This window comes from Gammaproteobacteria bacterium (genome assembly GCA_037388465.1).
Classification (GTDB): domain Bacteria; phylum Pseudomonadota; class Gammaproteobacteria; order SpSt-1174; family SpSt-1174; genus JARRKE01.
In genome coordinates this window covers 1-14,531 of sequence record JARRKE010000060.1, presented here as the reverse complement: position 1 = coordinate 14,531, position 14,531 = coordinate 1, and the positions used below count along the sequence as shown (strand labels likewise).

12 protein-coding genes, 1 pseudogene and 1 riboswitch are annotated in these 14,531 nt (G+C 62.9%); of the genes and pseudogenes, 6 read left to right on the top strand and 7 right to left on the bottom strand.

Going from position 1 to position 14,531, the window contains the following annotated elements:
* The 6 genes from P8Y64_10965 to P8Y64_10940 all read right to left on the bottom strand — a co-directional run.
* Window positions 1-264: ATP:cob(I)alamin adenosyltransferase (locus P8Y64_10965; protein MEJ2060987.1), on the bottom strand; the 264-nt coding region annotated here is incomplete at its 3' end.
* Between the two features lie 4 nt (window positions 265-268).
* Window positions 269-2,221 (bottom strand): TonB-dependent receptor, encoded by a 1,953-nt coding sequence (locus P8Y64_10960; protein ID MEJ2060986.1) that lies wholly within the window; start codon window positions 2,219-2,221, stop codon window positions 269-271.
* 97 nt (window positions 2,222-2,318) lie between these two features.
* Window positions 2,319-2,548, bottom strand: a riboswitch (cobalamin riboswitch).
* 119 nt (window positions 2,549-2,667) lie between these two features.
* On the bottom strand, window positions 2,668-4,440 hold the full coding sequence (locus P8Y64_10955; GenBank protein ID MEJ2060985.1) for an EAL and GGDEF domain-containing protein: 1,773 nt from the start codon (window positions 4,438-4,440) through the stop codon (window positions 2,668-2,670).
* Window positions 4,441-4,519: 79 nt separating this feature from the next.
* Window positions 4,520-5,056, bottom strand: a complete 537-nt coding sequence (locus P8Y64_10950; protein MEJ2060984.1) for a peroxiredoxin — start codon at window positions 5,054-5,056, stop codon at window positions 4,520-4,522.
* Window positions 5,057-5,068: 12 nt separating this feature from the next.
* Window positions 5,069-6,208 carry a PQQ-dependent sugar dehydrogenase gene (locus P8Y64_10945; GenBank protein ID MEJ2060983.1) on the bottom strand — a complete coding sequence of 380 codons (1,140 nt, stop codon included), beginning with the start codon at window positions 6,206-6,208 and terminating at the stop codon, window positions 5,069-5,071.
* 13 nt (window positions 6,209-6,221) lie between these two features.
* A complete protein-coding gene (locus P8Y64_10940; GenBank protein ID MEJ2060982.1) occupies window positions 6,222-6,662 on the bottom strand; it encodes a hypothetical protein in 441 nt (146 codons plus the stop codon).
* 231 nt (window positions 6,663-6,893) lie between these two features.
* On the opposite strand from P8Y64_10940, the gene P8Y64_10935 reads away from it, so the two are divergent.
* Window positions 6,894-7,655, top strand: a complete 762-nt coding sequence (locus tag P8Y64_10935) for a class I SAM-dependent methyltransferase (GenBank protein MEJ2060981.1) — start codon at window positions 6,894-6,896, stop codon at window positions 7,653-7,655.
* A gap of 12 nt (window positions 7,656-7,667) precedes the next feature.
* Here P8Y64_10935 and P8Y64_10930 read toward each other — a convergent pair whose 3' ends face one another.
* Entirely contained in the window at window positions 7,668-7,976 is a 309-nt protein-coding gene (locus P8Y64_10930; GenBank protein ID MEJ2060980.1) for a DUF202 domain-containing protein, read from the bottom strand.
* Window positions 7,977-8,379: 403 nt separating this feature from the next.
* On the opposite strand from P8Y64_10930, the gene P8Y64_10925 reads away from it, so the two are divergent.
* The 5 genes and pseudogenes from P8Y64_10925 to P8Y64_10905 form a co-directional block, all read left to right on the top strand.
* The gene (locus P8Y64_10925) at window positions 8,380-11,250 is read left to right on the top strand and encodes a ribonucleoside-diphosphate reductase subunit alpha (protein MEJ2060979.1); all 2,871 of its coding nucleotides are present in this window, start codon (window positions 8,380-8,382) and stop codon (window positions 11,248-11,250) included.
* A 49-nt stretch (window positions 11,251-11,299) separates the two neighbouring features.
* Window positions 11,300-12,435, top strand: a pseudogene (locus tag P8Y64_10920) (ribonucleotide-diphosphate reductase subunit beta).
* A gap of 80 nt (window positions 12,436-12,515) precedes the next feature.
* Entirely contained in the window at window positions 12,516-13,211 is a 696-nt protein-coding gene (locus P8Y64_10915) for an ImmA/IrrE family metallo-endopeptidase (protein MEJ2060978.1), read from the top strand.
* A 6-nt stretch (window positions 13,212-13,217) separates the two neighbouring features.
* Complete coding sequence (locus P8Y64_10910) at window positions 13,218-13,652, top strand: hypothetical protein (protein ID MEJ2060977.1); 435 nt, start codon at window positions 13,218-13,220, stop codon at window positions 13,650-13,652.
* A gap of 434 nt (window positions 13,653-14,086) precedes the next feature.
* Window positions 14,087-14,531, top strand: a 445-nt coding sequence (locus tag P8Y64_10905; GenBank protein MEJ2060976.1) for a hypothetical protein, incomplete at its 3' end; no start/stop codon positions are given.

Genomic DNA, 14,531 nt, shown 5'->3' with positions numbered 1-14,531 from the left:
ACGCGCATCGCCGATCACGCTGCGGCCGGGAACGCAGATCTCGCCGCCCAGGTCGAACAGGGTGTGCTGGATCGACTCCAGCGTGACGTAGATCGGCTCCGGCAGGTCGGACGCCATCAGCCAGCCGACGCGCGCATTGAGCTCGTCCAGCGCGCCCAGCGCCTCGATGCGCGGACTGTCCTTGTCCACGCGCGATCCGTCCGCCAGCCCCGTCGACCCTTTGTCTCCGGTGCGGGTGTAGATACGTGTCAGTCGGTTACCCATAACTTTAGAAGTCCGTCCGCAGCGTCAGCGAAAAGTTTCGTTCCGGCGCGGGGTAATACGCCGTGTCGGGCGCATATCCCATGGCGGGATTGTAGCTCTTGGCGGCGTAATCGCTGTAACGTGCGTCGAACAGGTTGCCGATGCGCCCGCTCAGCGCCCAATGCCCGAACCGCTGTTCGCCGGTGAGATTCACCGCGGTGCGCGCCGGCAGCTTGGCCAGGGCGTTGGTGTAATCGCCCGCACCATAGCTGGGATCGCGATAGTCGGCCTGCACGCTCACGCGGCGCGCGCCGGCATGCCAGGTCAGCATCGCCTGCAGCTTCTGCGGCGCCACCAGCGGAATCACGTTGCCGTCGTAGGTGCCGGACGCAAAGCGTGCATCCACATAGGTGTAGCTGCCGGACAGCGTGAACCATTTCGACAGCGGCGTGCGTGCGGAAAGCATCGCCCCCACGCGCCGCGTGTGCTTGAGGTTGCTGTTGGCGCCGAAGGTGCCGGCGGAAGGATCGAACGAAATCTCGTTGTGCAGATCGAGCTGATACACGGTGAGATGCACGCTGCGTCCGCCCTGCGTCCACTGCCAGCCGGCCTCCAGCGAATCGCCGGTCTGGGTCTTGAGCCCCACCACGCCGGGCGCGGTGTAGCTCAGCTCGTCCACCTTGGGAAAGCGGAACACCTGCGCGAAGCGCAGGCTCAGCCGCGTCGCGGGCGTGACGTGCCAGGCCACACCGGCCTCGCCGGCCGAGGCATCGTTGCTGAAGTCGTGCCCGTTCGGATAGGCGCTGGCATCGATCACCCGGTTCTCCGCGTGGGCGACGCGCCCGCCCAGGCTGGCCTGCCAGTCCGCCGCCAGCGGCAGGGTGGCATTCGCGTAATAGCCCTGAGCGCGCTGATGGCTGCTGGTCGTGCCCAGGCTGGAGGCGATGTCGTAGGTGTCGTCGTGCAGGTCGGCACCCGCCACGATGCGCGCCGTGCCGTGCGTGAGCGGAATGTTCGCCACCAGGCGCGGATTCAGCGCGTTGGTCTCGCGGTTCTGAACGAACGGCGTGGCGTACAGCTTGCCCTCGGCGCGGGTGGTGCCGTGGTCGTAATCCGTCTTCAGCGACACATGTTCGCCCAGCGACTGGCTCCAGGTCAGTCCGTCGCCCGAGGTGTCGGTATCGACGTAGTCGTTCGGATACACGGTCTGGCGCCGGTCGGCCTGCACCTGGTCGGCGAACAGGCCGCCGGGCAGACCGAGGGTTTCCACGCCGTTGCGCACCTGCAGTTGCAATTGCCCGCTGCCGTAGTCGTAGCCGAGCTGTCCGCCGGCGCGCTGGTTGGTCGAACGGTTGTTGTCGCGGTAATTGTCGGCGTGGTCCGCATGCCCGTTGAGGGCGAACGACCAGCCCGACACGCCGCGCTCGCTCAAGCCGCCGCCGGCATGCTGCGCGCCGTAGCTGCCCGCGCCCGCCTCCGCATGGCCGCCGAGGCCTTTTCGGGGCTGGCGGGTGATGATGTTGATGACCCCGCCGACGGCCTGGTCGCCGTACATCACGCCGGCGCCGCCCTGCAGGATCTCGATGCGTGCGATGTCCGACAGCGGCACGGCGCCCCAGTCGATGGCGCCGATGTCGGGGTTGTTCAGACGCCGGCCGTTGACCAGCACCAGCACGTTCGACACCGAGGTATCGCCGAAACCGCGCAGACTGACGTTGGCGCGCAGCCCGGCGCCGTACAGGCTGTGCACCTCGACACCGCCGGCCAGGCTCAGGGCCTCGGGAATGTTCTGCGCGCCGCTGTCCTGGATCTGGCGTTGGGTGATCACGGTCAGCGGCGCCAGCACGTCGGACAACGGCGTGGGCGAGCGTTCGGCGGTCACGACGATCGGCGCCAGTTGATCGGCCTGCGCCGGGTAGGTACTGCACAGGGTGACAGCCGCCACCGCGGCCGTGGAAACAAGGGATTTGTAAAACATCGCGGCCCTCCGCACACGAATCGGATTGGTGATTCGCGAAGGGCAAGGGACAGACGGACCGCGAACGCGGTCTCGACCGCCGGCACGCCCTCCGCGACCGGAACATTCACCACAGGGCCGGTATCCGGGCTGATGGGTGCCGGCGAACACTCGCCGGCCGAACGGCCGCCTTCCCATACCATCGTGATGGCACAGTGGCGTGATGGCCGTTCAATACCCAATCACCGTTGCGGGGGCAGCGCCGGACTCGTCGCAGGGACTCACCGGCTTCCCGTTTAACCCCAAGCAGTCTTCACTGCACGGGGCACCGTGTGGGAAACAACGTTCATCAAACTGAACGCGGGGCGCATGGTATCAGCCCGCGCGCGAACTGTCTTCCTCGACAGGCGCGGATTGATGCAGGGAAAGGATCGGGCGCGAGGCCCGCGGTACGCAGAACGTGAAACCTACGCTTCCATGCGCGGCAGGACGAGGGACGCCGCTTCGTGTCCGTCGTCGCGGCGGCGGTCGACGAACAGACAGTTGCCGCGGTTCTGTTTCGCCGCGCGCTTGACCTCGCTGGCGCGTACGGCGATCTCGTGATGCGAGCCGAACTGACCGGGTGCGACCGGCACGGCCCCGACGGACAACGACAACAGATCGAAACAGCGCTGCTGGCCCTGGCGGTCGGTCGACAGGATGCAGCCCGCCTCGAGTTCGGCGTGATCGTAAAAGCCCGGCACCTGGGCCGCGAAACGCTCGATCACCCCCAGCAGGATTTCCTGCCAGTTCTCGTTCAACAGCACCAGGATGAAATCGTCGCCGCCGACGTGGCCGACGAAGTCGCTGCGCAGGTCCACGCATTCGCTGAGCAGCCGCCCCACCTCGCGCAGCACCTGATCGCCGCGCGAGTAGCCGTAATAATCGTTGTAGGGCTTGAAGTGGTCGAGGTCGCAATAGGCGACGACGAAGCCGACCTGCTGGCTCAACAGGTCGTCCAGGTGTTCATTGATCGGCACGTTGCCCGGCAGCTGCGTCAGCGGGTTCGCGTATCGCGCATAACGGATCTGCAGGTTGGTGATGTTGCGCAGCAGGTCGATAACCGTGCCGATGCCAAGATAACGTCCGCCGTCGTCCGTGATGATGAAGTCACGGTCCCAGTTCTCCTCCAGCTGCTCGGTAACCAGCTGACTGAGCGTCTCCAGCCGCGTGGATTCCTGCACGATCAGCGGATTGCGGTCCATGAAGGAGCGGATCGGCTTGCGCTGATTGAGTTCGCTCACGAAACGGCGCGCATAGAATTCCATGATCTGATGGCGGCGCACGATGCCGACGGGATGACGGCCCTGCACCACCGCCAGCGCGCCCAGCGTCGGGTCGCGCTGAAACAGATCGACCACGTCCGGCAGACGCATGCCCGCCGCAATCGGTTCGCATTCGCGCAACAGGCTGCGCGCGGTTTCGCCGCGACCGTCGGATGTCCGCTTGGGCATGCTCGCCAGTGTCGGCAGGGAGCGCGGCGGCTGCGCGCTCGGACGTTGAAGGTAATAGCCCTGCCCCAGCTCGATCCCCAGCCGACTGATGGCCTCGTACTCCTCGCGCGTCTCGATGCCCTCCACCACCAGGCGGGTGGAAAACTCCTTGCCGATCTCGCGCATGCTGCGCACGAACTGGCGCTTGATGTCGTCGGTGTGGATGTTCTGCGCGAAGTGGCCGTCGATCTTGACGAAGTCCGGGCGCAGCTCGGCCCAGTGGCGCAGCCCACCATAGGCGGAACCGAGATCGTCCAGGGCGATGGAAAAGCCCATCTCGCGGTAATGCGCCATCGCCTCGCGCATCAGTTCATAGTTGCGGATCGGGCTCTGCTCGGTGAGTTCGATCACCACCCGGTCGGGGCTCAGACCCGCCGAAGCCAGATAGCCGAGGGTGCGCCCGGTCGGACCGTCCGGCTGCAGCATCGCTTCGGGCATGACGTTGAGGAACAGCTGGCCGGGCAGGCCGAGCTGGACGAAGCGCTCGATGGCCAGCCGCCGGCACAGGTGATCGAGTTCGGACAGGCCGTCGCAACGGCGCGCGGCGTCGAACAGGGCCAATGGACTATGCAGGGAACTGTCGGACGGCCCCCGGATCAGGGCCTCGTAGCCGTAAATCGTCCCTGCGCGGATATCGGCGATAGGCTGGAACAATACCTGCAGCCGATCGGCGTCCAACAGCTCCTGCAGGGTGTTGCACTTGGGCATGGCTGCAGCCTGTGACAAAGGGTCGGAGCATTCGTACCTTTTATCTTCGGCCAAGTCCTTTACAGCATCGTGACAGGGCTCAACCGCCCCTGGCTGCGATCAGCTCCTTGAGCGCCGCCGCGACCTGCGCGGTGTGGGTCTTGGGATCGACGTCGGTATAGATCTTCGCGACATGGCCGTCGGGGTCGATGATGAAGGTGTGCCGCTTGGCGAACTTCATCAGCCCGAACAGCGAAAACAGCGAGTCGTAGCTGCTGGCCACCTTACCGCCCGGATCGGACAGCAGCGTGAACGGCAGCTTGTACTTCTCGGCGAATTTGGCGTGGCTGGCGGTGCCGTCCACGCTCACCCCCACCACCTTCACGCCCATGCCCTGCAGCGTGACGATGTCGTCGCGGAAATGGCAGGCCTCGGTGGTGCAGCCCGGGGTGTCGTCCTTGGGGTAGAAATACAGCACCAGCCAGTGGCCGCGGTAATCGGCCAGGCTGTGCCACTGCCCCTGCTGGTCCTGCAGGCGGAAGGCCGGCGCGGGCGCGCCCACCTCAGGCATCTTGGCCTGCGCCACGCCGATACCCATCAGCAGCATCAGCCCCAATCCGTAAACCAGTGTCTTCATATCCGCCCTTGTTCATTGTTGTTGCTCCAGCCGGTAAATGCCGCCGCGCTGATCCACCAGATACAGTTCGCCGCGCGCATCCTCGCCGAACGAGGTGATGCGGAAACCCGTCTGCATCAACAGGCGCATGTCGTAACCCTTGCCCTTGTCTTTTTCCTCGGGCCACAGGCCCCACACGCGGCCGCTGCAGTAGTCGCCAAACACGTACACGCCGGCGAGCGAGGGAATCGCCGCGCCACGATACACGTAACCACCGGTGACCGAACAGCCCTTGTCGTGCGCATACTCGGCCACCGGCAACACCAGCCCGCTGCTGTCGCAGAGACGGCCTTCGGGATAACAGTGCAGCCCCTCCATGCGGTTCCAGCCGTAATTGCGTCCGCCCTCACCGCGCGGCTGATGGTCGATCTCCTCCCAGGCGTTCTGCCCCACGTCGGCGATCCACAAGTCGCCGGTGCGGCGGTCGAAGGAAAACCGCCAGGGATTGCGCAGGCCGTAGGCCCAGATCTCCGGGCGCATGCCCGGCTTGTTCACGAACGGATTATCCGGCGGGATGCGATAGCCCTTGCCCTGGCTCACGTCGATGCGCAGCAGCTTGCCCAGCAGCACGTCGCGGTTTTGCGCATTGCCCCAGGGATCGCCGCCGCGCCCGCCGTCGCCCGGCCCCAGGTAGAGGTAACCGTCCGGGCCGAAGGCCAGCATGCCGCCGTTGTGATTCGAGGCGGGCTCGGGAATCGTCAGCAGCACCTGTCTGGAATCCGGGTCCAGGCGTCCGTCCGCGCCGCGCCGGAACTCGGCCAGGGTCACCGCGCCGTCCGGATCGCGGGTGTAATAAAGGAACAGCCGGCCGTTCTCGCGGTAACGCGGCGCGAAGGCCAGCCCGAGCAGGCCCTGCTCGAAACCGCGCTGGGTGATCAGGTTGCCGACATCCGCGAACAGCTCGCGCTCCTCGCCGCCGCGCGTCATGGAATAGATGCGCCCGCCCTGCTCCACCACATACAGGCGCCCGCTGCCGTCACCCGCCGTGGTCACGAACAGCGGGCGGTTGAAGCCGTCGGCCACCCTGGCCCAGTGCAGGCCCGCCGCCATGGCGGCGGGCATCCACAGCAACAGGACGGCCAGCAGCGACCAGGCTGGACGCAATCCAGGCATCACGCGGCGCCGGTCAGTCGTCGTAACGATCGAAGCGCTTGGTGCGGTACTTGCCGGACGCTTCCCAGGCGGCCGGGCCGACCACCTGCTCGATCTGCTCGTGCATCTTGCCGATGGTGCTCAGCGCCGCAAGCTGGGCCGCATTGGCGCGCGCATCGGCGCTCTTCAGGGCCGCCTCGTTCTCGCCGGCGATGATGGCCCGGAACAGACCGCGCTGCTGGCGTATGGCCTCGGTCAGTTCCTTCTCGACCGCGTCCTGGTTCAGGCTCAGGATGCCCTTGACCTTTTCGATCTGGCCGGACGGCACGTCCTGCTTTTCCAGGGACTTCACGATCTGCCCTTTCCCCTTCTCGAAGAACCAGTGGGCCTGATCCTGAGGCGTGTGGGGCGGACTGCAGGCCACCAGCCCCAGACTCAGCACGATCAACAACAGGGGATACAGTTTGCGCAACATGGCGGGTCCTCCTTGCATAGCGCGGTCGGTATTCATCGGTCGCCCGGCACGGCGCGCCTTGCCGGGTCGCCAGACGCCGGGGAACGCCCGCTTCATTCGGCGCTCCCCGGAGCGGCGGGGCGGGATGCCCCGCCATCTTTTCAATAGACTAAATATAGACACCCGCCCGGCTGCCGTCCCACGACCGGGCGCACGCCTGCTAAACTGTGGCCACTTATTCAAAGGGCTTTGATGAACCTCCCAGGAACCACAAGCAGCCTGCGTCGCGGAACGCCGCGGGCGGCCCCCGCACACGCCGGGCAGGCCGATGCGCACTCGGACGTCAGCCGTCTGTTCGACGCCAGCGCCGCGCTTTACGACCGCCTCAACCGGGTCATGAGCCTGGGCATGGGCGAGCGTTATCGCGGCGAGGTCCTGGCGCGCGCGGGCCTGGCGCCCGGCATGACCGTGCTGGACGTCGGCAGCGGCACCGGCGTGATCAGCGCCCACGCGCAGCGCATGGTCGGTCCGGCGGGCCGCGTCATCGCCCTCGACCCCAGCCACGGCATGCTCGAGATCGCCCACCGCGAACGCGGCCTGGAGACCCTGCAGGCCACGGCCGAGCACATCCCCCTGCCCGACCACAGCGTGGACTTCCTGGTCATGGGCTACGCCCTGCGCCACCTGGCGCAGTACGGGCCGGCCTTTGCCGAGTTCGCGCGGGTGCTGCGCCCGGGCGGGCGCCTGCTGATGCTGGAGCTGGTGCCGCCCCCGGGCCGTTTCACCCGCTGGGCCTTCAACCAGTACCTGCGCGGCATCATCCCCTGGCTGACCACGCTCGGCCGCCGGGAACGTGCCACGGCGCGCCGGCTGATGGACTACACCTGGGTCACCATCGTGCGCGCCGCCCCGCCGCCGCAGACGCTGGAAGCGCTGCGGGAAGCGGGGTTCACCGATACGGCATTCCGGGCCTTCGGCCAGGTGCTGGGCGAGTACATGGCACGCCGCCCCTGAACGGGGCGGGTCTCAGTCCGGGTTGTACTGGTCGGGCTCCTTGGCCACCAGCAGCTTGAAGCGGCGGTGCATGCGCACATAGCGCACGGTGCCGACCACGAACAGAATCAGCCCCCCGATGATGAACAGAATCCCGAGCATCTGGTAGGCCCAGTGCCCCAGGAATTTCACGAAGGCCATACCCAGCACGATCAGGGCGATGCCCGTACGCAGGAAGGCGAGGTAGGTGCGCATGTTGGCCAGCACGGTCCGGTCCAGGGCCAGCCAGTCGCGCAGGATCATGTCTTTGGGATGGAAATGGTTATAGGGATCGTCGATCACGTCTCTCTCACTCCGTACTGCCGGGGCCGTTGAGCGGCCCCTGTTCTATGTCTCTGGCCGACCGGGACTTCCGGAAGGCACCTACATAGACAGAAACGGCGCAAAAGATTCCGCCTGTTGTCACATTTTTATCAAACTTTTCTATTCCGCCCATCAGTTCAGTTGAACAGCGAAAACTGTTCACAGATGCACCAGCCCGCCACAGGCCGCGCCCCGCCTCGCTTTCAGGCGCAGGGCATGGCATTTCTCCCCCAGTTTATCCACAGCTTCTTCCCAGGTTCTGAACCAGTTTTTACACAGCATGTTGTGCTTGACCACCCTCGGAGCCACATTCTATAGTGTTTTCTCATGGGGGACCGCTACAAGCGGTGTATTGTCACTGTCATCCAGAGGGAAGCCACCAATGCAGACAGAACAGGCCACGCAAACCGAATCCCAGTCCACCGCACCCGCCGCGGGGGACTACCAAAAAGAAGCCATGACCGCTGCCGCACCCACCGGGTACAGCGTCATCCGGCGCAACGGCAAGATCACCTCTTTTAACGCGGACAAGATCAAGATCGCCATGACCAAGGCCTTCCTGGCCGTGGAAGGTGGCAGCGCCGCGGCCTCCAGCCGCGTGCACGAGCGCGTCGCCAACCTCACCGACCAGGTGGTCAGCGCCCTGCTGCGCCGTCTCCCCGACGAGGGCGGCACCCTGCACATCGAGGACATCCAGGACCAGGTGGAACTGGCCCTGATGCGCGACGGCGAGCACAAGATCGCCCGCGCCTACGTGCTGTACCGCGCCAAGCAGGCCGAGAAGCGCGCCGCCGAGGCCGCCACCAAGCAGACCGAGGAACCGGCCGTCGAGACCGGCCTCAACGTCACCCTGGCCGACGGCAGCCGCGCCCCGCTGGACACCGCCCGCCTGCAGGCCGTAGTGGCCGAAGCCTGCACCGACCTCACCGACGTCGACGGCGAGCGCGTCCTCAAGGAGACGCTGCGCGGCCTGTACGACGGCATCAAGGAACAGGACGTCGGCCAGGCGCTGACCATGAGCGCCCGCACCCTCATCGACCGTGACCCCAACTACTCCTACGTGGCCTCCCGCCTGCTGCTGGACACCATGCGCCGCGAGGCCCTGTCCTTCCTGGCCGGCATGACCGAGACCGCCACCCAGGCGGAGATGACCGAGCGCTACCCCGAATACTTCGCCGGCTACATCGGCCGCGCCGTGGAGCTGGAACTGCTGGACGAGGAGCTGTCCCGCTTCGATCTCGCCCGCCTCGGCGCCGCCCTCAAGCCCGAGCGCGACCAGCAGTTCACCTACCTCGGCCTGCAGACCCTGTACGACCGCTACTTCATCCACAGCCACGGCAAGCGCTTCGAGCTGCCGCAGGCCTTCTTCATGCGCGTCGCCATGGGCCTGGCCATCAACGAGATCGACCGCGAAGGCCGCGCCATCGAGTTCTACAACCTGCTGTCGAGCTTCGACTTCATGAGCAGCACCCCCACGCTGTTCAACTCCGGCACCCTGCGCCCGCAGCTCTCCAGCTGCTACCTCACCACCGTGCCGGACGACCTGGACGGCATCTTCGGCGCCATCAAGGACAACGCCCTGCTGTCCAAATTCGCCGGCGGCCTGGGCAACGACTGGAGCCGCGTGCGCGGCCTGGGCGCCCACATCAAGGGCACCAACGGCGAGAGCCAGGGCGTCGTGCCCTTCCTCAAGGTCGCCAACGACACCGCCGTGGCCGTCAACCAGGGCGGCAAGCGCAAGGGTGCGGTGTGCGCCTACCTGGAGACCTGGCACATCGACATCGAGGAATTCCTCGAACTGCGCAAGAACACCGGCGACGAGCGCCGCCGCACCCACGACATGAACACCGCCAACTGGGTGCCCGACCTGTTCATGAAGCGCGTCGCCGAAGAGCAGGAATGGACCCTGTTCTCGCCCAACGAGGTCGCCGACCTGCACGACCTCACCGGCCAGGCCTTCGAGACCCGCTACCTGGAATACGAAGCCAAGGCCGCGACCGGCGAAATCAAGGTGTCCCGCAAGATCAAGGCCGTCGACCTGTGGCGCAAGATGCTGTCCATGCTGTTCGAGACCGGCCATCCCTGGATCGCCTTCAAGGACCCCTGCAACCTGCGCTCGCCGCAGCAGCACGTCGGCACGGTGCACAGCTCCAACCTGTGCACGGAGATCACCCTCAACACCTCCGACGACGAGATCGCCGTGTGCAACCTGGGCAGCGTCAACCTCGCCCAGCACGTCGGCGACAACGGCCTCGACACCGAGAAGCTGGCCCGCACCATCAAGACGGCCATGCGCATGCTCGACAACGTCATCGACTACAACTACTACAGCGTGCCGCAGGCGCGCCGTTCCAACCTGCGCCACCGTCCGGTGGGTATGGGCATCATGGGCTTCCAGGACGCGCTGTATAAGCTGCGCCTGCCCTACAGCAGCGACGAGGCGATCGAGTTCGCCGACCGCTCCATGGAGGCCGTGTCCTACTACGCCATCCAGGCCAGCTCCGACCTCGCCGAAGAACGCGGCACCTACAACAGCTTCGAAGGCTCGCTGTGGAGCAAGGGCATCCTGCCCATCGACTCCATCGAGCTGCTCGAACAGGGCCGCGGCGACTACGTGCAGATGGACAAGTCCACCAGCTTCGACTGGGACAGCCTGCGCGAGCGCGTGAAGACCGTGGGCATGCGCAACTCCAACACCATGGCCATCGCGCCCACCGCCACCATCTCCAACATCTGCGGCGTGTCGCAGTCCATCGAGCCGACCTACCAGAACCTGTTCGTCAAATCGAACCTGTCGGGCGAGTTCACCGTGGTCAACCCCTACCTGGTGCGCGACCTCAAGGCGCGCGGCCTGTGGGACGAGGTCATGGTCAACGACCTCAAGTACTACGACGGCTCCGTGCTGCCCATCGACCGCGTGCCGGACGACCTCAAGGCCCTGTACGCCACCGCGTTCGAGGTCGACCCGCGCTGGCTGGTCGAGGCCGGCTCGCGCCGCCAGAAATGGATCGACCAGGCCCAGTCGCTCAACCTGTACATGGCCGAGCCTTCCGGCAAGAAGCTCGACAACCTGTACAAGCTCGCCTGGGTGCGCGGCCTGAAGACCACCTACTACCTGCGCTCGCTGGGCGCGACCCACATGGAAAAGACCGCCGCCAAGCGCAACACCGACGTGGTGGCCCCGGCGCCGTCGGAAGAGCCGGCCCCCAAGGCCTGCTCCATCCTCGACCCGGACTGCGAGGCCTGCCAGTAAGGCCCGCGCGCACTGAACGGCACCAAGACCGAACAAGGAGTCAAAAAATATGCTGAACTGGGACAACCCCCTCGCCGCCCCCGCCCCCGCGCGGGCCAAGGCCACCCCGGCCCGTCCCGAGCCGGCAGCTGAACTCGACACCCCCGTCGAGGCCCCCGTTGCGGAGCAGCCCGCCGCCGCCCCGCAGCCGGACCTGTCCAACAAGCCGGTCAACCCGGAGGACAAGCGCGTCGTCAACGGCCTGACCGACGTCAACCAGCTCGCGCCGTTCAAGTACCCGTGGGCGTGGAAGTACTTCCTCAACGCCAACAAGAACCACTGGACGCCGCTGGACATCAACATGGCCTCCGACATGCACGACTACTTCCACAAGCTCACGCTGGAAGAGCGTCATGTGTACGAAAACGTGCTGGCCTACCTCACCACCTCCGACATCCTGGCCATGCGCAACATCGGCCTGGCGGTGATGGAAAAGATGTCCGCCCCCGAGCTGCAGATCTACCAGGCCCGCCAGGTATACGAGGAATCCCTGCACACCTGGACCTACCAGCACTGCATCGAGACCATCGGCCTCAACCAGGGCGAGATCTACAACCGCTACCGCGTGGTGCCGGAGATCAATGCCAAGATCAAGATCGCCAACAGCCGGCTCGACTCCGTCATGCGCCCGGACATTGACCTGCGCGACCGCGACGAGCTGGAAAACTTCCTCATGGCCTACATCTTCTTCGCGGCCGTGTTCGAAGGATGCCCATCTTCGCCCTGCAGCGCCGCGGCCTCATGAAGGGCACCGCCGAACAGCTGCAATACATCATGCGCGACGAAGTCATGCACGTGAGCTTCGGCATCCGCGTCGCCAAGCAGATCATGATCGAGGAAAACATCCGCCCCGACCCCAAGGCCATGCGCGAGATGTGGGACCAGGCCGAGGCCGCCGAGGCCGGCTACGCCAAGTTCCTGCTGCCCGACCCGATCCTCGGCTACTCCGCCGACATGCACAGCGCGCAGTTCCGCTTCGCGGCCAACCGGCGCGCCCAGCAGCTCGGCCTGGATGAAGAACCATTCCCGGGTGCGGAAAACGCCCTGCCCTGGCTGGACGAACAGACCAACCTGCGCAAGGAAAAGAACTTCTTCGAAACCCGCGTCACCGAGTATCAGACCGGTGGTGGGCTGAGCTGGGATTAATTGAGAGAATAAAAATTCAATACTTCACAAAACTCAGACACCGAATGATCACGCCATTAAAGCACTAGTAGTCACGCAACATGGACAAAGCAGCAATAGAAATTGCAGTACGTCGCCTCCAGAAGAAAATCTGGGAGGAGAGAGCAAAATTTTGTCCAGTTGAACTACACAAAAACCCAGTTTATCTACTGGAGCCAGAATATGCGGCAAGCGTTTTAGGCGTAAAATTCACAAGACACGAAGAGCTGGTCACTGACCCTCTTACTTCGCGCGGCTCAAAAATTGAAATTGCGGGCCTTATTGACCGACAAAGGAAAGAAATTGCTATCTCACGGAAATTCCCAGCTCGAACTATCCGCTTTACATCGGCCCATGAAATTGGACATTGGGTATTACATCGCGAACAGGTAATGTTCCGCGACATGCCCATTCAAGGCCTACAAAGAGAATCAGGCACGCGTGATCACCAAGAAGCCGAAGCAGACTACTTTGCGGCCTGTTTCCTAATGCCGAGAAAATTGGTCATAGAAAGATTTGAGGCTAACTTTCTAACTGAAGTGCCACTAGTGATAGATGACACAACTGCTTTTTACCTATGTCCATCTGACCCAGATTCGATATTAAGAGCTGAATCCGCATCGCTAACTTGCGCTCTTGCGGCAGCCTCATGCGAATCCTATGGAGGGCAGCGCATCCCTTCTATGGCCAAGCAATTCCGAGTCTCCGTTACCTCAATGGCCATCAGAATCAAAGAGCTAGGGCTAATACAAGAATAAATAGCCATGGAATTCATGCAGACACATGAAACTGGGTCTCGGCTCATTGGAGCGATCACACCCTTAGGCCAGATTGGCCCCAAACATCACGGCGTCGTTATAGGCCAAAACGTTTGTGATGGAGTGCTATATGTCGCTGAAAGCCAGCACACCGGCTACGGACTAGCTACTTACGATGCATTTATTAAGCGCTACTCAGAAAACGGTCCTATCTACATTGCTCCAAATGACGGCATATATTCGAACGTAGAGGTTGCCCAAAGAGCACTCAACGAAATAGAACAAGATGGTACCGGAAAATACCACTTGATCTCCAACAACTGCGAATCCTTCGCAAATCGAGCCATCCACAATAATTCAACAAGCCAACAAGTTATCAACTCTATAATTGGCTTCGCGGCCGGCCTTTTTCTTATTTGGGCTGCAAAGTCATCAACCTAAAATCGAGAACCCGTCGAAATAGATCTTCTTCAACATCTTTCTTGCCATGCCAGTTATATAAGCGGGCGAGGCTTATGCCACCAGGAAGACCTCTCATACGCACTCGCGGCAACAAGAGTGGACAGTGCAATATCTGCGGTGAATTCTGCAGCCTCACAGAAGATCATTGCCCTCCAAAGTCCTGTTTCAGGCCTACAGCAGTCCAGATCCGCCACATAATTGACCTATTAAGTGATGACAACCCTAAAGAAAAGGGCCGAATTTCACAAAATGGTGTCAAATTCAGAACATTATGCGCGAGATGCAACAATAACTTACTTGGTTCGTGTTACGACCCCGCGCTTTCCAGCTTCACGAACCAAGTGACACAAATTCTAGACTCAAAGCTCACATTACCTCAGGTAGTAAACGTTACTGGCCACCCACAAAGAATCATGCGCTCCGTTTTCGGACATCTCGCAGCACAAGGGGTAGACAGATATCTAAAGGGATCGCAAACAGAGGCGCTTCGCGATTCGTTTCTCGACGAATCCATTCCATTACCAGAAAACATACAATTTTATTATTGGCCATTCCCATACGAAGACCGCATATTTTTCCGTGATGCAGCATATTTAGACATCCCAACCAAGCAAGTTTCTTCCATCTGGCTTTTAAAGTTCTTTCCAATATCGTTCATGATGGCGTGGGAAGAAAAAGATACACCAATGTTTACATTGCCAAATTTATCTACCTGGAGAATGCCCCCTCCAGATCAAGAAGTACAAATACCCATCCCACTAACAGGAATTCCTCCACGTTATTGGCCTGAAGCCCCATCAGATAGATCGGTAATACTGTATGGGCAAGAAGCAATGTTCTCTGTCCCTCACCTAATCA

Bases quoted from the DNA above. Each gene is read 5' to 3' on its own strand.
- P8Y64_10960 (MEJ2060986.1), bottom strand. From the start codon at position 2,221: ATGTTTTACAAATCCCTTGTTTCCACGGCCGCGGTGGCGGCTGTCACC.
- P8Y64_10955 (MEJ2060985.1), bottom strand. From the start codon at position 4,440: ATGCCCAAGTGCAACACCCTGCAGGAGCTGTTGGACGCCGATCGGCTG.
- P8Y64_10950 (MEJ2060984.1), bottom strand. From the start codon at position 5,056: ATGAAGACACTGGTTTACGGATTGGGGCTGATGCTGCTGATGGGTATC.
- P8Y64_10945 (MEJ2060983.1), bottom strand. From the start codon at position 6,208: ATGCCTGGATTGCGTCCAGCCTGGTCGCTGCTGGCCGTCCTGTTGCTG.
- P8Y64_10940 (MEJ2060982.1), bottom strand. From the start codon at position 6,662: ATGTTGCGCAAACTGTATCCCCTGTTGTTGATCGTGCTGAGTCTGGGG.
- P8Y64_10935 (MEJ2060981.1), top strand. From the start codon at position 6,894: ATGAACCTCCCAGGAACCACAAGCAGCCTGCGTCGCGGAACGCCGCGG.
- P8Y64_10925 (MEJ2060979.1), top strand. From the start codon at position 8,380: ATGCAGACAGAACAGGCCACGCAAACCGAATCCCAGTCCACCGCACCC.
- P8Y64_10915 (MEJ2060978.1), top strand. From the start codon at position 12,516: ATGGACAAAGCAGCAATAGAAATTGCAGTACGTCGCCTCCAGAAGAAA.
- P8Y64_10910 (MEJ2060977.1), top strand. From the start codon at position 13,218: ATGGAATTCATGCAGACACATGAAACTGGGTCTCGGCTCATTGGAGCG.